General features: G+C 61.6%; 14 protein-coding genes. 2 read left to right on the top strand and 12 right to left on the bottom strand.

What is annotated here, in order from left to right; genetic code table 11:
* Positions 1 to 2: 2 nt before the first annotated feature.
* From BGP85_RS20405 to ihfB, 5 genes are all read right to left on the bottom strand, one after another.
* Entirely contained in the window at positions 3 to 1,364 is a 1,362-nt protein-coding gene (locus tag BGP85_RS20405) for a phosphomannomutase (RefSeq protein WP_103449601.1), read from the bottom strand.
* Between the two features lie 130 nt (positions 1,365 to 1,494).
* Positions 1,495 to 2,937 (bottom strand): mannose-1-phosphate guanylyltransferase/mannose-6-phosphate isomerase, encoded by a 1,443-nt coding sequence (locus BGP85_RS20400; protein ID WP_103449600.1) that lies wholly within the window; start codon positions 2,935 to 2,937, stop codon positions 1,495 to 1,497.
* Positions 2,938 to 3,257: 320 nt separating this feature from the next.
* Positions 3,258 to 4,703, bottom strand: a complete 1,446-nt coding sequence (locus BGP85_RS20395) for an MBL fold metallo-hydrolase RNA specificity domain-containing protein (RefSeq protein ID WP_103449599.1) — start codon at positions 4,701 to 4,703, stop codon at positions 3,258 to 3,260.
* A gap of 102 nt (positions 4,704 to 4,805) precedes the next feature.
* Positions 4,806 to 5,069: a lipopolysaccharide assembly protein LapA domain-containing protein gene (locus BGP85_RS20390; protein ID WP_103449598.1), complete on the bottom strand. Its 264-nt coding sequence runs from the start codon at positions 5,067 to 5,069 to the stop codon at positions 4,806 to 4,808.
* Between the two features lie 21 nt (positions 5,070 to 5,090).
* Positions 5,091 to 5,387, bottom strand: a complete 297-nt coding sequence (gene ihfB / locus BGP85_RS20385; RefSeq protein ID WP_012313292.1) for an integration host factor subunit beta — start codon at positions 5,385 to 5,387, stop codon at positions 5,091 to 5,093.
* A gap of 505 nt (positions 5,388 to 5,892) precedes the next feature.
* Here ihfB and BGP85_RS20380 point away from each other — a divergent pair.
* Positions 5,893 to 6,348, top strand: a complete 456-nt coding sequence (locus BGP85_RS20380) for an REP-associated tyrosine transposase (protein ID WP_103449597.1) — start codon at positions 5,893 to 5,895, stop codon at positions 6,346 to 6,348.
* Positions 6,349 to 6,712: 364 nt separating this feature from the next.
* On the opposite strand, the gene rpsA is transcribed toward BGP85_RS20380, so the two are convergent.
* The 7 genes from rpsA to mtnA form a co-directional block, all read right to left on the bottom strand.
* On the bottom strand, positions 6,713 to 8,389 hold the full coding sequence (gene rpsA / locus BGP85_RS20375) for a 30S ribosomal protein S1 (RefSeq protein ID WP_027918186.1): 1,677 nt from the start codon (positions 8,387 to 8,389) through the stop codon (positions 6,713 to 6,715).
* A gap of 124 nt (positions 8,390 to 8,513) precedes the next feature.
* Positions 8,514 to 9,200 (bottom strand): (d)CMP kinase, encoded by a 687-nt coding sequence (cmk, locus tag BGP85_RS20370; protein ID WP_103449596.1) that lies wholly within the window; start codon positions 9,198 to 9,200, stop codon positions 8,514 to 8,516.
* Positions 9,197 to 11,404, bottom strand: a complete 2,208-nt coding sequence (locus BGP85_RS20365) for a bifunctional prephenate dehydrogenase/3-phosphoshikimate 1-carboxyvinyltransferase (RefSeq protein ID WP_258035908.1) — start codon at positions 11,402 to 11,404, stop codon at positions 9,197 to 9,199. The genes cmk and BGP85_RS20365 overlap by 4 nt, the downstream gene beginning before the upstream one ends.
* A gap of 192 nt (positions 11,405 to 11,596) precedes the next feature.
* On the bottom strand, positions 11,597 to 12,691 hold the full coding sequence (gene pheA, locus BGP85_RS20360) for a prephenate dehydratase (protein WP_060508965.1): 1,095 nt from the start codon (positions 12,689 to 12,691) through the stop codon (positions 11,597 to 11,599).
* Complete coding sequence (gene serC / locus BGP85_RS20355) at positions 12,691 to 13,776, bottom strand: 3-phosphoserine/phosphohydroxythreonine transaminase (protein WP_103449594.1); 1,086 nt, start codon at positions 13,774 to 13,776, stop codon at positions 12,691 to 12,693. The genes pheA and serC overlap by 1 nt, the downstream gene beginning before the upstream one ends.
* A gap of 149 nt (positions 13,777 to 13,925) precedes the next feature.
* Positions 13,926 to 16,688, bottom strand: coding sequence for a DNA gyrase subunit A (gene gyrA, locus BGP85_RS20350; protein ID WP_103449593.1), 2,763 nt, complete (start codon positions 16,686 to 16,688; stop codon positions 13,926 to 13,928).
* A gap of 418 nt (positions 16,689 to 17,106) precedes the next feature.
* Entirely contained in the window at positions 17,107 to 18,183 is a 1,077-nt protein-coding gene (mtnA, locus tag BGP85_RS20345) for an S-methyl-5-thioribose-1-phosphate isomerase (RefSeq protein WP_103449592.1), read from the bottom strand.
* Positions 18,184 to 18,295: 112 nt separating this feature from the next.
* Between mtnA and ubiG the strand changes: the two genes are divergently transcribed.
* Positions 18,296 to 18,994, top strand: a complete 699-nt coding sequence (gene ubiG, locus BGP85_RS20340) for a bifunctional 2-polyprenyl-6-hydroxyphenol methylase/3-demethylubiquinol 3-O-methyltransferase UbiG (RefSeq protein ID WP_103449591.1) — start codon at positions 18,296 to 18,298, stop codon at positions 18,992 to 18,994.
* Position 18,995 lies beyond the last annotated feature (1 nt).

Below are 18,995 nucleotides of genomic sequence, written 5' to 3'. Positions count from 1 at the left end.
AATTATCCTTGGATCAGACGGGCAATTTCATAGACGCGACGCCCCACCAGCGCTTCATCGCCACGGCTCTCGACATTCAGGCGCAGCAACGGCTCGGTATTCGACCCGCGCAGGCTGAAGCGCCAGTCGGCAAACTCGACGCTGATGCCGTCGGTACGGTCGACACTCGGCTCCTGCGGCAGGTAGAAGGCCAGAATCTTCTCGATGGTGCCTTTCACATCGGCCACTTCGTAGTTGATCTCGCCACTGCAGGGGAACGCCGCAATGCGCTCGTCCACCAACTGGGCCAGGCTCTTGCCGGTGACGCTCATCAGCGCGGCAACCAGCAGCCACGGGATGTTGCCGCTGTCGCAGTAGGCGAAGTCGCGGAAGTAGTGGTGGGCGCTCATTTCGCCACCGTACACGGCATCTTCAGCGCGCATGCGCTCCTTGATGAAGGCATGGCCAGTCTTGCTCTGGATGGCCTGGCCACCGGCAGCACTGACTTGCTCGATGGTGTTCCAGGTCAGGCGCGGGTCGTGGATGATCTTGCTGCCCGGGTGCTTGGCCAGCAGCATTTCGGCCAGCAGGCCGACCACATAGTAGCCCTCGATGAAGCGGCCCTGATTGTCGAAGAAGAAGCAGCGGTCGAAGTCGCCGTCGAAGGCGATGCCCATGTCGGCACCCGTGTCGAGCACGGCCTGGCGGGTCAGGTCGCGGTTCTCTGGCAGCAGCGGGTTAGGGATGCCGTTGGGGAAATTGCCGTCGGGCTCGCCATTGATGATGGTGATGTCTAGCGGCAGGCGCGCCTTGAGCAGCTCAAGCACCGGGCCGACCGCGCCGTTGCCGGGGTCGGCCAGTACTTTCAGGGGTTTGAGCGCGTCCAGGTCGATGTAGGTCAGCAGGTGGTCAATGTAGGCGGTCTTGTCAAACGCTTCGCGGATGCTGCCCGCTGTTACAGCCTGGGTGCCGAGGTCGCCGGCTTCGACGCGTTGACGAATATCGTTGAGGCCAGTGTCACCGCTGATCGGGCGCGACTGTTCGCGCACCAGTTTCATGCCGTTGTAACCCTTGGGGTTGTGGCTGGCGGTGACCATGATGCCGCCGTCGGCCTCATAGTGGCTGGTGGCGAAGTAGACTTCTTCGGTACCGCACAGGCCAATGTCGATCACATTGGCGCCGCCTTCGGTCAAGCCTTTCATCAGGGCGCGGGACAGGCCTGGGCTTTCCAGGCGCATATCGCGGCCAACCACGTAACTGCGCCCGCCCAGCTGGGCCACAAGGGCGCGGCCGATACGGTAGGCGATGTCGTCGTTGAGGTCGGTCGGCACTTGGCCGCGGATGTCATAGGCTTTGAAGCAGCGGGTCTGGATAGGAGCGTACATACATCTCTCTCGGTGCGGTGACGCCTGCGCGTGCACTGACGGGAAGGGGATGGCCGGCGAATGGATTGCCGAATGAGCATCGGCCCGGCACCTCGGCGAGGTACCCATGGGCCGACTGAAAAGGCCTGGATCAGGCGTCGCAACGACCGTACTTGTCCTCGAAGCGGACGATGTCGTCTTCGCCGAGGTAGTCGCCGCTCTGAACTTCGATCAGGACCAGGTCTATGACACCTGGATTTTGCAAACGGTGTTTGTGGCCAGCACGAATGAAGGTGGATTCGTTGGTGTTGAGCATCAGCTCCTGGTCATCGTTGACCACTACGGCCATGCCGCTGACCACGATCCAGTGCTCGCTGCGGTGATGGTGCATCTGCAGCGATAGCGAGGCCTTGGGCTTGACCACGATGCGCTTGATCTTGAAGCGCTCGCCGTCTTCCAGGGTGGTGTAGGTGCCCCACGGGCGGTGCACGGTCTGGTGCAGCATGTGGGCGGCGTGGCCGTCGCTCTTCAGGCGCTTGACGATGTGTTTGACGTCTTGCGCGTGGTCTTTGTGGGCGATCAGCAGTGCGTCCGGGGTATCGACCACCAGCAGGTCCTGCACGCCGACCAGGGCCGCCAGGCGGTCCTCAGTGCTGACATAGTTGTTGCTGGCGTCGTAGGCCATCACTTCGCCTTCGAAGCGGTTGCCGTGTTCGTCCGGAGGGGTCAGCTCACTCACCGCATTCCAAGAGCCGATGTCGCTCCAGCCGATGTCGCACGGAATGGTCGCAACCTTGCGCGAGCGCTCCATCAGCGCGTAATCGATGGAGATGTCCGGCACGTTGGCGAAACTATCGGCGTCCAGAGCCAGGCAGCTGTAGCCCTTGGAGCTGGAGCGGCGAGAAGTTTCGAGGGTTTGCACGACAGCTTCGAGCACGTCTGGCGCATGCGCCTTGAATTCCTCGATAACCGCGCCGACCTGGAAGCAGAACATGCCGGCGTTCCAGAAGTAGTTGCCGGCAGCCACATAGGACTCGGCGGTCTTCTGGTCGGGCTTTTCAACGAAACGCTCAACCTTCAGACCACCCTCGAGCACACCACCAGCGGCGGCCTCGATGTAGCCGAAGCCGGTTTCCGGGTATTGCGGCTTGATGCCGAAGGTTACCAGCCAGCCTTTTTCGGCAAGGTGCACGGCTTTGCCTACAGCTTCGGCAAACGCGGATTCGTTCTGGATCAGGTGGTCCGCAGCCAGTACCAGCATGTAGGCCTGCGGGCCGTGGGTCTGGTGCAGCTGCAGCGCGGCGGCGGCCACTGCGGCTGCAGTGTTGCGGCCAAACGGCTCGAGAATGTAACCCTGGGCATGGCCTTGGGTATTGATGGAACGGTATTCGTCTTCGGTCTTGAACAGAAGCTCACGGTTGGTGACGGTCAGCACTTCGACCACACCGTCCAGGCGAGCGGCGCGCTGGAATGTCTTCTGGATCAGATTCTGCCCGTCCGGCAGGGTCATGAAGGGCTTTGGGTGAGCCTCACGGGATACTGGCCACAAACGGCTGCCAACGCCACCGGATAGAATTACCGGGATCAATTCCATAATCGAGTCCTTAACGGCCACTTGAAGTAATCAACCTCAGGGAACCTGCATGTGTCTTATCTGACCGCCGCCGCGACGATCGCGACAGCGCTTAAATGTACGCGCCCAGCGTATTTATTCCCTGGCCATCCATAGGCTCAAGACGCAAGCTTCGGCCTGTAGAATACCAGAGATTTTTACCCGTAGCTTGCCTCCCCCAGCGCAAGAAATGCGGCCTTCAACGGGTATTGACCGGCAAACCGCACCACCTGTTAACGCCATGAGACAAACTGTGCGCGCATCAGACAGCATCACTCGTCAACGTTCAGTGAAAGCCGGACTTATTGCGCAATAAAAATGCCCATCGGTCGGCTCAGTTGCGCAAGACGCTGTTCCAACTGCCGCTTCAGAGCCTCTTTAGCACGCTGCTCGCCATGTACCAAAACAACCTCCCTTGGTGCATACGGTATACCTTCGACAAACTTTACCAATCCATCTTGATCCGCATGCCCTGAATAGCCAGCCAACGTAACCACTTTTGCATGGATCTCATACATCTGCCCATCCAGGTCGATCTGCACGAAGCCTTCTGCACCTTCGCTGGCCTGGATCACTGCACCGGGCGTGCCCTTGGCCTGATAGCCGACGAACATCACTTCATGCCGCGAATCGCCGAGCATGGCCTTGAGGTAATTGACGATGCGCCCACCGGAGCACATGCCATTGCCAGCAATGACAATCGCCGGGCGCCCGGTGCTCTTGAGGTAATTGACCACCTGCTGGTGCCTGGCATGGGTATCGATACACACCAGTTGGCCGAACCCTAGAGGCGCCCTACCCTCGCCCAACCGTTGGCGGGCCTCGGCATTCCAGTAGGCATGGAGTTCGCCATATACCTGGGTAATCCGCTGCGCCAGAGGCGAGTCGAGGATAATTGGCAATCGGGTCCAGTCCAACGCCAGTGGGTCAGCCTCGGCTACCCCACCCTGCTCCGGTGACAACTGCTTACGGTGCAGAATATCCTCGATCTCATACAGCAGCTCCTGAGTGCGCCCCAGGCTGAACGCAGGAATGAGGACGGTGCCGCTGTCGGCCAAGGCCCTGTCAATCGCCGCCTCCAGTTGCATCTGTCGGTCGGAGCGACCGCTGTGCAGCCGATCACCGTAAGTGCTCTCGAGCACCAGAGTATCAGCGCGCTCAGGCGACTTCACCGCCTGCAGAAGCGGGTTGCATGGGGCACCCAGGTCTCCAGAGAACACCACCCGACTACTGGGCTCGCGCCCCGGGTAACATATATCGCACTCGACATAGGCCGAGCCGAGCAGATGGCCTGCACGCTGCAGACGCACGGAGCAGCTGACTTCCCGGCCCTCGATGACAGGGTGCCATTCACCGAAAGGAAGCGCCACGATCAACCGCTGCAACAGCGCCAGGTAGCGGTCGACCTGTACGGGGTCAGCGCTGATGCCCAGCTTGTAGGCATCTTCCAGCACCAGCGGCAATAGCCTGGCGGAGGGTTCGCTACACAGGATAGGGCCGCGAAACCCTGCGGCCAGCAAGGCAGGAATGCGACCGACATGATCGAGATGGACATGGGTGACAACCAGTGCCTTGATACCAGCGATATCGAAGCCGATGGGCGCAAGCTCAGCACCTGGTGCGGCATCAACCCCCTGCTCAAGGCCGCAATCGACCAGTAGGCTGGCGGTCGCTTCAAGGTGCAGTTGGTGGCACGAACCGGTTACGCCACGGGTGCCGCCATGATGGGAAAGGCTGGGGAATGTCATACGGGTGCACGCTTGCCTGGGCCGAAAATGAAGCTGCTATTACTCCATTTCGACCGAGAGGTGCACAGGTGAAATTTTCCTAAGAAACCGTAGGAATTTTCATTAATTGTCGCTGAGGACAGCCTGACGCGCGGATGCGCGAATCTTGCGCTTGCTGCGCTGTACACCGTAGGCGCCGAGCAGCGGGCCTACCGCCAAGCCGACGACCAGAGCAGCCAGTACAGGTACTGCTACCGGCATCGCCGGGGCCACCCAGCCAAACATCATCAGCGCCACCGGTTGCTGGTTCTCCAGCACGAAGAACAGCACCACAGCTGCCAACAGCAGCACGAACAGCGCCGCCAGGGCGCGCTTGAGGTTACGCATCAGATTGCTCCTCTCTATAACTCAAGGGTGCTCGTGCTCTTCTTCATTGACCCGGTCACGCAGCTCTTTACCCGGTTTGAAATGCGGCACGAACTTGCCTTCGAGCTCCACCGACTGACCCGTCTTGGGGTTGCGACCCACCCGCGGTGCGCGATAGTGCAAGGAAAAACTGCCAAAACCACGGATCTCGATGCGATCGCCAGTGGCCAGGCATTGGGACATCTGTTCAAGCATGGTCTTGATGGCCAACTCCACGTCCTTGGACGAGAGTAGCCCCTGATGGGTGACAATACGTTCGATCAGCTCCGACTTCGTCATATTTTTCCCTTCGTTATCAAGCAGCTAGATCATTGCTTAATCAGTTTGTAGCACGCTCGGAGGGATTTGAACAGGGTGGTTCTTGACTTAATAAAAAAATTCAAGATTGAAAAGAAAGGAAATATGTCGCGGTGGGGCTGGGAAGTGCATGCCTTGAGGGGCGTGGTGATTTTGAGATCGAGCGCCGCCCGCGCGGCGCATCGCGAGCTTTGCTCGCTCCTACGTTTGTTTCTGGCCAATAACGCCTGAGACAGGCGCGCGCGACCGCCTTGTTGGTACGACGCGATATCGAGCCATGCGCCAAGGCGTTCGCGCGTAAATGCCACAGAAATAACTGGCCCGAAACAAACGTAGGGGCGAGCAAAGCTCGCGATGCGCCGCGCGGGCGGCGCTCGATCTCTTGGGCGCCACACCTCTCCCGCCATTCACATCCTGAAAACCTGATTTCCGCTGAACCCAAGCACCATGACTACGCTGTGCCGGGAAGCGCTCAAGGATGAATGCAATGACCAAACCCCACGGCTGCAGACTTCGCCATGCCCGATGCTCGGTGCCAGGCAGGCTCTATATGTTGACGACTGTTACCCATCATCGTCGCTCTTTGTTTCTCGACCTCCGCCATGCACGACTAGTCATTCAGAATCTTCGCCACGCAGAACAGCAACACTACTGCAACTCGCTGGCTTGGGTTGTTATGCCTGACCATGTGCACTGGCTGATTGAATTGAAAAACACGACGCTTGGCACGCTAATGCAACGGTTCAAGTGCCAATCCAGCAATGCATTGCGAAAGGCTGGAGTGAGGGCATCGCCGATCTGGCAGGCGGGTTATTACGACCTGGCATTGCGTCGGGATGAAGATATTCTCAAGGTTGCCAGATATATCGTTGCCAATCCGATCAGGGCAGGATTGGTGGCAAAGGCTGGAGATTATCCTCATTGGGATGCGGTGTGGCTTTGAAGGTATGGCGATAGAGTGGCGGCGCCTGATGGATCGAGCGCCGCCCGCGCGGCGCATCGCGAGCTGCGCTCGCTCCTACGTTTGTTTCGGGCCAATCAGTGCTGTGGGATTTGCGCGCGAACGCCTTGGCGCATGCCTCAATATCATGTCGTACCAACAAGGCGGTCGCGTGCGCCTGTCACAGGCGTTACTGGCCAAAAACAAACGTAGGAGCGAGCACAGCTCGCGATGCGCCGCGCGGGCGGCGCTCGATCTCAAAAGCGCAAAACCCCTCACGGCGAACACCCCGCAACCCAAACACATTTCCAACACGCAAAAAAAAGGGTGGCCCGAAGGCCACCCCTTTTTACCGATCAAACAGAACTCAGTTCTGCTTGGCCATAGCTTCGCGCAGCAGCGCGGCCATGGTGGTGTCGGCAGCCGCTTCCGGAGCGTTTTTCAGGCTCTGGATGGCTTCACGCTCTTCAGCGTCGTCTTTCGACTTGATCGACAGGCTGATGACGCGCGATTTGCGGTCAACGCTGATGATCTTGGCTTCAATCTCTTCGCCTTCCTTCAGGACGTTACGCGCGTCTTCAACGCGGTCACGGCTGATTTCGGAAGCTTTCAGAGTGGCTTCGATGTCGTCGGCCAGGGTGATGATGGCGCCTTTGGCGTCAACTTCTTTCACGATGCCCTTGACGATAGCGCCCTTGTCGTTGACAGCAACGAAGTTGGAGAACGGATCGTCTTCCAGCTGCTTGATACCCAGGGAGATGCGCTCGCGCTCTGGATCAACCGACAGGATGACGGTTTCCAGCTCGTCGCCCTTCTTGAAACGACGTACGGCTTCTTCGCCGGTTTCGTTCCAGGAGATGTCGGACAGGTGAACCAGGCCGTCGATGCCGCCGTCCAGACCGATGAAGATACCGAAGTCGGTGATCGACTTGATGGTACCGGTGATCTTGTCACCCTTGTTGAACTGGCCGGAGAAGTCTTCCCATGGGTTGGACTTGCACTGCTTGATGCCCAGGGAGATACGACGACGCTCTTCGTCGATGTCCAGAACCATGACTTCCACTTCGTCGCCAACCTGAACGACTTTCGACGGGTGGATGTTCTTGTTGGTCCAGTCCATTTCGGAAACGTGTACCAGACCTTCAACGCCTTCTTCCAGCTCAGCGAAGCAGCCGTAGTCGGTCAGGTTGGTAACGCGAGCCTGTACACGAGTACCTTCTGGGTAACGTGCAGTGATAGCTACCCACGGATCTTCGCCCATCTGCTTCAGACCCAGGGAAACGCGGTTGCGCTCACGGTCGAACTTCAGAACGCGTACGTCGACTTCGTCGCCAACGTTAACGATTTCCGATGGGTGCTTGATGCGCTTCCAAGCCATGTCGGTGATGTGCAGCAGGCCGTCGATACCGCCCAGGTCCACGAATGCGCCGTAGTCGGTGAGGTTCTTGACGATACCTTTGACTTGCTGGCCTTCCTGCAGGGTTTCCAGCAGGGCTTCGCGCTCGGCGGAGTTCTCGGCTTCCAGCACACTGCGACGGGAAACGACAACGTTGTTGCGCTTCTGGTCCAGCTTGATGACCTTGAATTCCAGCTCTTTGCCTTCCAGGTGGGTGGTGTCGCGCACTGGGCGGACATCAACCAGGGAGCCCGGCAGGAACGCACGGATGCCGTTAACGTCGACAGTGAAGCCGCCCTTAACCTTACCGTTGATAACGCCCTTGACCACTTCTTCGGCGGCGAAAGCTGCTTCCAGAACAATCCAGCACTCGGCGCGCTTGGCTTTTTCACGGGACAGTTTGGTTTCGCCAAAGCCGTCTTCGACCGCGTCCAGCGCAACGTGAACTTCGTCACCGACCTTGATGGTCAGCTCGCCAGCTTCGTTGTAGAACTGCTCGAGCGGGATGACGCCCTCGGACTTCAGGCCAGCGTGTACGGTAACCCAGTCGCCGTCGATGTCGACAACGATACCGGAGATGATGGCACCCGGCTGAAGATTGAGGGTTTTCAGGCTTTCTTCAAAGAGTTCTGCAAAGCTTTCGCTCATTTTAATTCCTGTAGATTCGGGCGAAACAGACGCCCATCGCCACATTCCAGACAATGTGGGTTTGTTTTAAGTAAAGGAAAGCCGGCAGGACGTTGACTGGTGCCCCTGCCTGCTCTCCTGGCTATCAGACCAAGTCGCGCTGGGCGAGCTCGCTTCTGATACGTTGCAGCACCTGCTCGATGGACAACTCGGTAGAGTCCAGCTGAATGGCATCGGCCGCTGGCTTCAGCGGGGCCACTGCACGCTGGGTGTCACGTTCATCACGCGCACGAATCTCATCTAGCAGACTCGACAGACTAACATCTTCACCCTTGCCCTTCAACTGGAGGTAGCGGCGACGGGCACGCTCCTCTGCACTGGCAGTGAGGAAGACCTTCAATGGCGCGTCCGGGAACACCACGGTGCCCATGTCACGACCGTCTGCGATCAGGCCTGGCATTTCCCGGAACGCGCGCTGGCGCTCCAGCAATGCCTCACGCACCGCAGGCAGCGAGGCGACCATCGAAGCACCGGCACCGACGGTTTCGGTACGGATGACCTGGCTTACGTCCTCACCCTCGAGGATGGTCTGTTGAAGCTTACCGGGCTGGGCGGCGATGAACTGCACATCCAGATGGGCGGCCAACGCCTTGAGCAGCTCTTCGTTGGTCAGGTCGACGCCGTGGTTGCTGGCATTGAACGCCAGCAAGCGGTACAGCGCGCCGGAATCCAGCAGCTTCCAGCCCAGCTCGCGAGCGAGGATGCCGGCAACGGTACCCTTGCCCGAGCCGCTCGGGCCGTCGATGGTGATGACCGGTGCCAGGCTATTCACGCTTTGCCCTCTTCGGCGACGCGGATACCCACATCGGCGCACAGCTTGAGGAAGTTCGGGAACGACGTGGCGACGTTGGCGCAATCATGGATGCGGATCGGCGCGCTGGCACGCAGCGAGGCGACGCTGAAGGCCATGGCGATACGGTGATCACCGTGGCCGTGCACTTCGCCACCGCCGAGCTGGCCGCCGTCGATGATGATGCCGTCCGGGGTCGGCTCGCACTTGATACCCAGGGTGATCAGGCCGTCGGCCATGACCTGGATGCGGTCGGATTCCTTCACCCGCAGCTCTTCGGCGCCACGCAGCACGGTACGCCCTTCGGCGCAGGCAGCGGCCACGAACAGCACCGGGAATTCGTCGATGGCCAGCGGCACCAGCTCTTCAGGGATGTCGATCCCCTTGAGCTTGGCGCCACGTACGCGCAAGTCAGCCACCGGCTCGCCGCCGACTTCACGCTGATTCTCCAGGGTGATGTCACCACCCATCAGGCGCAGGATGTCGATCACGCCGGTACGGGTCGGATTGATGCCGACGTGCTCGAGCACCAGCTCGGAGCCTTCTGCGATCGATGCAGCCACCAGGAAGAATGCTGCAGACGAGATGTCTGCCGGTACTTCGATTCGGGTGGCGGTGAGCTTGCCGCCGGACTGCAGCGAGGCGACCGGGCCGTTACTTTCGACCGAGTAGCCGAAGCCGCGCAGCATGCGCTCGGTGTGGTCACGGGTCGGTGCCGGCTCAGTGACGGTGGTCTTGCCTTCGGCGTACAGGCCCGCCAGCAGCAGGCAGGATTTGACCTGGGCACTAGCCATTGGCAGCGTGTAGGTCAGCCCTTTCAGCTTGCTGCCACCACGAATGGTCAGCGGCGGACGGCCGTCCGGGCCAGTCTCGACCACGGCGCCCATTTCGCGCAGCGGGTTGGCCACGCGGTTCATCGGGCGCTTTGACAGCGAGGCGTCGCCAGTCATGGTGACATCGAACGGCTGGCCGGCCAGCAGGCCGGAGAGCAGGCGCATCGAAGTGCCGGAGTTGCCGACGTACAGTGGGCCGGGTGGCGGCTTGAGGCCGTGCAGGCCGACGCCATGAATGGTCACGCGGCCATGGTTCGGGCCTTCGATGACCACACCCATGTCACGGAATGCCTGCAGGGTCGCCAGGGCGTCCTCGCCTTCGAGGAAACCTTCGACTTCGGTCGTGCCCTCGGCCAGCGAGCCGAGCATGATCGAGCGGTGGGAAATCGACTTGTCGCCCGGTACGCGGATTCGCCCGGTCAGGCGGCCACCCGGTTGGGCCAGGAAAATCAGATCGTTGGCGTTCATAGCGTCCACATAGGCCCGGCGGGCCAGGATTTTACTGAAATGCTCGCGGGCAACGCGTGCACGGGTGAATACACCCAGCAGCTGGTGCCCGTCCCCAGCATCAACCGCGTCGCGCAAGGCGTCGAGGTCGCTGCGAAATGTGTCCAGAGTGCGCAGGACAGCCTCGCGGTTGGCGAGGAAGATGTCGTGCCACATGGTCGGGTCGCTACCGGCGATTCGCGTGAAATCGCGGAAACCTCCCGCAGCGTACCGGAAGATATCGAGGTTTTCATTGCGCTTGGCAAGCGAATCGACCAGGCCGAAGGCCAGCAGGTGCGGCAGGTGGCTGGTGGCTGCCAGTACTTCGTCGTGGCGCTCCACCGGCATGTGCTCGACATCGGCATCCAGCGTGCGCCACAGGCGATCAACCAGGGCCAGGGCGGCCGGATCGGTCTCTTCCAGCGGTGTCAGGATGACCTTGTGCCGACGGAACAGAGTAGCGTTGGAGGCCTCCACCCCGCTCTGCTCGGAACCGGCGATCGGGTGGCCGGGCACGAAGCGTGGCAGGCGCTCACCGAAGACGGCACGCGCCTGACGCACGACGTTGCCCTTGGCACTGCCGACGTCAGTGATCACGGCATTGCCGAGGTCAAGCTGGGACAGACGGGCCAGGACCTTTTCCATGGCCAGAATCGGCACGGCAAGCTGGATGACGTCGGCGCCGATGCAGGCGGCAGCGAGGTCTTCTTCGCAACGGTCGACCACGCCCAGCTCGACAGCCAGCTTGCGCGACGGGGCATCCAGATCGACACCGACCACTTCGCGGCACAGGCCGCTTTCACGCAGGCCCTTGGCGAAGGAGCCACCGATCAGGCCGAGGCCGACCACGACCAGGCGATTGATGATTGGCGCGGGTTTGGTTTTTGCTGCATTTACCACTGGTGCGAACCCTGTTCAGAAATCTAGGCAGTCTGTGAGGCCCATTGGGGCCGCTTCACGCCCCTTCGCGGGGCAAGCCCGCTCCTACAGGTACAGCGCCCTCCTGTAGGAGCGGGCTTGCCCCGCGAAGGGCTGCTCAGCAGCCCCCGGGGCCTTGAATCAAAGCACTGCCTTTGGATAGGAACCCAGCACCTTGAGCGCTACAGCTTCCTGGCTGATCTTCTCCAGCACCGCCTTGATCAGCGGGTCGCGGTGGTGGCCGACGAAGTCGATGAAGAACACGTAGGTCCACTTGCCGCTGCGCGACGGACGGGTTTCGATACGGGTCAGGTCGATGCCGTTCTCGTGGAACGGTACCAGCAGCTCGTGCAGCGCACCGGGCTTGTTGCTCATCGAGACGATGATCGAGGTCTTGTCGTCGCCGGTCGGCGGCACTTCCTGCTGGCCGATCATCAGGAAGCGCGTGGAGTTGTCCGGGCGGTCTTCGATCTTTTCAGCCAGGCGAGTCAGGCCATACAGGTTGGCCGCCATGTCGCCGGCGATCGCCGCCGAGTTCCACTCGCCCTTGACCCGCTTGGCCGCCTCGGCATTGCTCGAAACAGCAACGCGCTCGACGTTCGGGTAGTGCGCGTCCAGCCACTTGCGGCACTGGGCCAGCGATTGGGCGTGGGAGTAGATGCGGGTGATGCTGTTGGTCTTGGTGTTCTCGCCCACCAGCAGGTGATGGTGGATGCGCAGCTCGACTTCGCCGCAGATCACCATGTCGTGCTCGAGGAAGCTGTCCAGGGTGTGGCTGACCGCGCCCTCGGTGGAGTTTTCCACCGGCACCACGCCGAAGTTGACGGCACCGGCCGCCACTTCGCGGAACACTTCGTCGATGGCCGCCATCGGGCGGCTGACCACGGCGTGGCCGAAGTGCTTCATGGCCGCCGCCTGGGTGAAGGTACCCTCAGGGCCGAGGTAGGCGACCTTGAGCGGTTCTTCCAGGGCCAGGCAGGACGACATGATTTCGCGGAACAAGCGCGCCATCTCTTCGTTGCCCAGCGGCCCCTTGTTGCGTTCCATCACGCGCTTGAGCACCGCAGCTTCACGCTCTGGACGGTAGAACACCGGCTTTTCGCCTTCTGGCAGCGAAGCCGTCTTGACCCGCGCCACTTCTTCGGCGCAGCGGGCGCGATCGCTGATCAGCTCGAGGATCTTCTCGTCGAGGCTGTCGATGCGTACGCGCAGGGCTTTGAGTTCCTGTTCGGACATCAGCCGTGCTCCTTCTCGAATTCGGCCATGTAGGCGACCAGGCCTTCTACCGCTTCCAGGCCCAGGGCGTTGTAGATCGAGGCGCGCATGCCACCAACCGAACGGTGGCCCTTGAGGTTGAGCAGGCCACGGGCGTCGGCGCCGGCCAGGAAGGCCTTGTCCAGGCGCTCGTCAGCCAGGCGGAACGGCACGTTCATCCACGAACGGGCGTTGTGGGCGATCGGGTTGGTGTAGAACTCGCTGGCGTCGATGAAGCCGTACAGGCGGTCCTTCTTGGCGCGGTTGCGCTGCTCCATGGCCTCGACACCCCCCTGCTCCTTGAGCCACTCGAACACCAGGCCCGAGAGGTACCAGGAATAGGTGGCCGGGGTGTTGTACATCGAGCCGTTGTCGGCCGCGATCTTGTAGTCGAGCATGGTCGGGCAGCTGCTGCGGGCGCGGCCGATCAGGTCTTCACGGACGATCACCACCACCAGGCCGCTCGGGCCGATGTTCTTCTGCGCGCCGGCATAGATCATGCCGTACTGCGAGACGTCGATCGGGCGCGAGAGGATGTCGGAAGACATGTCGACCACCAGCGGGACGTCGCCGGTTTCTGGAACCCAGTCGAACTGCAGGCCACCGATGGTCTCATTGGACGCATAGTGGACGTAGGCGGCGTTCTTGGTCAGCTTCCACTCGTTCTGGCCTGGGATGGCCAGGTAGTCGTAGGGCTTGGCGCTGGCGGCAACGTTGACGGTGCCGAAGCGGCGCGCTTCCTCGATGGCCTTTTTCGACCAGATGCCAGTTTCGACGTAGTCGGCAGTGCCGTTTTCCGGCAGCAGGTTCAGCGGGATTTCAGCGAACTGCTGGCTGGCACCACCCTGCAGGAACAGGACCTTGTAGTTGGAGGGGACGGACAGCAGGTCACGCAGGTCCTGCTCGGCCTTTTCGGCGATGGCCACGTAATCGTCGCTGCGATGGCTCATCTCCATCACCGACAAGCCCTTGCCGTTCCAGTCCAGCATCTCGGCCTGGGCGCGCTGCAACACAGCGTCAGGAAGCGCGGCAGGGCCTGCGCAGAAGTTAAAGGCTCGTTTGCTCACATCCACTCTCGCTCTGCCAAATAGAACAAAAACTTGATTCGGTTACTACATACCCTGCAGGAACCGTGGCGCCTGCATCGCGAGCTACGCTCGCTCCTAAACAGTCAAACGGGGCGACCTTGGTCGCCCCGCTCGGGTTTCACGCTTGCTTATTCCTGCGGAGCCTCTTCGGCGCCTGCAGCTTCGTCATCCGGCGCATCGGCCTCGACGCCCTCCTCGTCCGTCTCGATCACATTATCGAGTTCGTCCTCGGATGGTTCCTGGATACGCTCCAGGCCCACCAGCGTTTCGTCAGCGGCCAGCTTGATCAGGGTAACGCCCTGGGTGTTACGGCTCAGGCTGGACACTTCACCAACCCGTGTACGCACCAACGTGCCCTGGTCGGAGATCAGCATGATCTCTTCGCCTTCCTGCACCTGGATAGCACCGATCAGCAAGCCATTGCGCCCCTTGGTACCCATGGCGATCACGCCCTGGCCACCGCGGCCGCGACGCGGGAACTTGGACAGCGGGGTGCGCTTGCCAAAGCCACGCTCGGACGCGGTCAGAATCTGCGAGCCGGATTCCGGGATCAGCATCGAGATGATCTGCTGGCCCTTGCCCAGTTTCATGCCGCGCACGCCACGGGCGGTACGGCCCATTTCACGCACCACGCTCTCGGCGAAGCGGATGACCTTGCCGGCGTTGGAGAACATCATGACTTCTTTGGCGCCGTCAGTGATGGCAGCAGCAATCAGGGTGTCGCCCTCTTTCAGCTTCAGGGCGATCAGGCCATTGGAGCGCGGACGGGCGAACTGCACCAGCGGGGTCTTCTTGACGGTACCGGAGGCAGTCGCCATGAAGATATACGCACCGGTCGGCTCAGCAACCCATTCCGGGGTGTCGCCGTCTTCTTCGTCGACTTCTTCGGCCTCTACCAGCTCACCTTCAAGCACGGAGTCATCCGCGTCTTCCAGCTCTTCGTCAAGGTCGGCGTTCTGCTGCAGCGCTTCGAGGTCGATCTGCAGCATGGCGGTGATGCGCTCACCCTCCTCCAGCGGCAGCAGGTTGACCAACGGGCGACCACGGGCTGCGCGGGACGCTTCAGGGATTTCGTAGGTCTTTTTCCAGTACACCTTGCCCTTGCTGGAGAACAGCAACAGCGTGGCGTGGCTGTTGGCGACCAACAGGTGCTCGATGTAGTCCTCGTCCTTCACGCCGGTCGCCGACTTGCCCTTGCCGCCGCGGCGCTGGGCCTGGTAAGCGGACAATGGCTGGGTCTTGGCATAACCACCGTGGGAGATGGTCACCACACGTTCTTCTTCCGGGATCATGTCCCCGTAGTTGAGATCGTGGCTGGCATTGAGGATTTCGGTGCGACGCGCGTCGCCGTATTCGGCGCGGATTGCTTCAAGCTCTTCGCGGATCACTTCCATCAGGCGCTGGGCGCTGCTGAGGATGCGGATCAGCTCGCCGATCTGTTCCAGGATCTCCTGGTACTCGGCCAGCAGCTTCTCGTGCTCCAGGCCGGTCAGGCGGTGCAGGCGCAGGTCGAGGATGGCCTGGGCCTGCTCCGGCGACAGGTAATACTTGCCTTCACGCAGGCCGTACTGCTCCGGCAGGTCCTCAGGGCGGCAGGAGTCGGCGCCAGCGCGCTCGACCATCACCTGCACGGCACTGGATTCCCACGGCGTGGAAACCAGGGCTTCCTTGGCTTCGGACGGGGTCGGCGAGGCTTTGATCAGGGCGATGACCGGGTCGATGTTGGACAGCGCGACCGCCTGGCCTTCAAGGATGTGGCCACGTTCGCGGGCCTTGCGCAGCTCGAACACGGTACGGCGGGTCACCACTTCGCGGCGGTGACGGACGAACGCTTCGAGCAGGTCCTTGAGGTTGAGCAGGCGCGGGCGACCGTCGACCAGGGCAACCACGTTGATGCCGAACACGCTCTGCAGCTGGGTCTGCTGGTAGAGGTTGTTGAGCACCACCTCCGGCACCTCGCCGCGGCGCAGCTCGATGACGATGCGCATGCCGTCCTTGTCGGACTCGTCGCGCAGCTCGGTGATGCCTTCGATCTTCTTCTCTTTGACCAGCTCGGCGATCTTCTCGATCAGGCGGGCCTTGTTCAGCTGGTACGGCAGCTCAGTGACGACGATCTGCTGGCGGCCACCGACCTTGTCGATGTCTTCGATCTCGGAGCGGGCGCGCATGTAGATGCGGCCACGGCCGGTACGGTAGGCCTCGATGATGCCCTGGCGGCCGTTGATGATACCGGCAGTCGGGAAGTCAGGACCCGGGATGAACTGCATCAGCTCATCGATGGTGATTTCAGGATTGTCGATCAGCGCCAGGCAACCGTCGATGACTTCACCGAGGTTGTGCGGCGGGATGTTGGTCGCCATGCCCACGGCGATACCGCTGGAACCGTTGACCAGCAGGTTGGGGATACGGGTCGGCATGACCGCCGGGATCTGCTCGGTGCCGTCGTAGTTGGGCACCCAGTCGACAGTCTCTTTGTGCAGGTCGGCCAGCAGCTCGTGGGCCAGCTTGGTCATGCGCACTTCGGTGTATCGCATGGCTGCGGCGTTGTCGCCGTCGACCGAACCGAAGTTGCCCTGGCCGTCGACCAGCAGGTAGCGCAGCGAGAATGGCTGGGCCATACGCACGATGGTGTCGTAGACAGCAGTGTCGCCGTGCGGGTGGTACTTACCGATCACGTCACCGACCACACGGGCGGATTTCTTGTACGGCTTGTTCCAGTCGTTGCCCAGTTCGCTCATCGCATAGAGAACGCGACGATGCACGGGCTTCAAGCCATCACGCGCATCGGGCAGCGCTCGCCCGACAATCACGCTCATCGCGTAGTCGAGGTAAGACTGTCTCAGTTCGTCTTCGATATTGACCGGGAGGATTTCTTTGGCCAGTTCGCCCATGAGAAGCCTGATTCCTTTTTCTGGTGAAACTTCGCAGCTCCATCAAGGGCCGAACGAAGCTCGCCGCCGCAGCGCATAGGGGTGCGACGACTTACGACAAATCAATGAGTTGTTGCATGGATCTGCGCAATGAAGGCCGCCTTCGTGGGCGGTCTTGGAAACTGCCGGATGTTATCACAAAGGCGGGGCGGTGGGGAGATATGGCGCTGGGGTGCTCGCCTCGAGTTTTGCGCCGCCCATGAGGTCGAGCGCCGCCCGCGCGGCGCATCGCGAGCTGCGCTCGCTCCTACGTTTGTTTCAGGCCAGTAACGCCTGCGACAGGCGCGCGCGACCGCCTTGTTGGTACGACGCGATATCGCGCCATGCGCCAAGGCGCTCGATCTCACCGGCGCTGAAAATCCCCCACCCTACGCTTTGATCAATGCAGACGTTTGCGGCACATCAACTGGGCCAGCTTGGCGGTGTCCGGCCGCTCGACGATGCCGCGCTCGGTGACGATCACGTCGACCAGGTCGGCCGGGGTCACGTCGAACACCGGGTTGAATGCCTCGACCTGCGGCGCCACGCGGGTGCCAGCGTAGTCCAGCAGCTCATCGGCCTCACGCTCTTCCAGCGGAATATCCTCGCCGGTAGCCAGGTTGAGGTCGATGCTGGTGCTCGGCGCCACCACCATGAAGCGCACGCCATGGTGCATGGCACTGACGGCCAGCTGGTAGGTGCCGATCTTGCTCGCCACATCACCATTGGCGGCGATGCAGTCGGCGCCGACCACCACCCAGGTGATCCCTTTGGTCTTCATCAGATGGGCCAGCGCCGAGTCAGCGCACAGGGTCACCGGGATACCCTCGTTGGCCAGCTCCCAGGCCGTCAGGCGCGATCCCTGCAGCCAGGGGCGGGTCTCACCGGCATACACACGCTCGACCATCCCCTCCAGATAACCGGCGCGAATCACCCCCAGGGCCGTACCGATACCACCGCTGGCCAAGGCGCCAGCGTTGCCGTAGGTCAGCAAGGTCTGCTCGTTGCCCTGATGGCGACGGATCAGTTCGATGCCATGCTGGGCCATGGTCAGGTTGGCTTCGCGGTCACTTTCATGGATGGCAATCGCTTCGGCTTCCAGCGCGGCCAGCACGTCTTCTTCGCCACGCACACGCAACAGGCGCTCGCGCATGCGGTTCAGCGCCCAGAACAGGTTGGCCGCAGTGGGCCGGGCTTCAGCCAGGCTGAAGAAGTCCTCCTCCAGGTCCATTTCCCAGTCGCCGCCCTGGGCCAGGCGCTCTTCCAGGGCCAGGACCAGCCCATAGGCTGCAGCAATGCCTATGGCAGCGGCGCCACGCACGGCCATGTCGCGAATCGCCGCCACCACCTGCGCGACATTGTCGCAGGTCAGCCAGCGTTCTTCCGACGGCAGCAGGCGCTGGTCGAGCAAGTGCAGGACGCCGCCTTGCCAGCGCATCCCGGTCACCTTCTCCGCCGCCAAAAGTCGCTCGCGCATCGCCTCTCCCCGTCGTTCGGATATCAAAAGCCGGCGATTATAGCGACCCTCGGCCGCAGACGCTCGGGTATACTGCGCCCCATTTGAAGTGCAAGTTCCAGAGGATTGTTCAATGAGCAACGTCGACCACGCCGAAATCGCCAAGTTCGAAGCCTTGGCCCACCGCTGGTGGGACCGTGAAAGCGAGTTCAAGCCGCTGCACGACATCAACCCGCTGCGCGTCAACTGGATCGATGAGCGCGTCGGCCTGGCGGGCAAGAAGGTGCTGGACGTCGGCTGCGGCGGCGGCATCCTCAGCGAGGCCATGGCCTTGCGCGGCGCCACTGTCACCGGCATCGACATGGGCGAGGCCCCCCTGGCCGTTGCCCAGCTGCACCAGCTGGAGTCGGGCGTCGAGGTCGAATACCGGCAGATCACCGCCGAGGCCCTGGCCGAAGAGATGCCCGAGCAGTTCGACGTGGTCACCTGCCTGGAGATGCTCGAGCACGTGCCCGACCCGTCCTCGGTGATCCGCGCCTGCTACCGCATGGTCAAGCCTGGTGGCCAGGTGTTCTTCTCGACCATCAACCGCAACCCCAAGGCCTACCTGCTGGCCATCATCGGCGCCGAATACGTCCTGAAGATGCTGCCGCGCGGCACCCACGACTTCAAGAAGTTCATCCGCCCGTCCGAGCTGGGCGCCTGGAGCCGTGTCGCCGGCCTCGCCGTCAAGGACATCATCGGCCTGACCTACAACCCGCTGACCAAGCACTACAAACTGAGCAGCGACGTTGACGTCAACTACATGATCCAGACCCTGCGCGAGGAATGAG

Origin of the sequence: Pseudomonas putida (genome assembly GCF_002906855.1) — a bacterium.
Lineage (GTDB): Bacteria > Pseudomonadota > Gammaproteobacteria > Pseudomonadales > Pseudomonadaceae > Aquipseudomonas > Aquipseudomonas putida_N.
The sequence above is the reverse complement of the archived record's forward strand: the minus strand, read 5'-3'. Positions and strand labels throughout refer to the sequence as shown.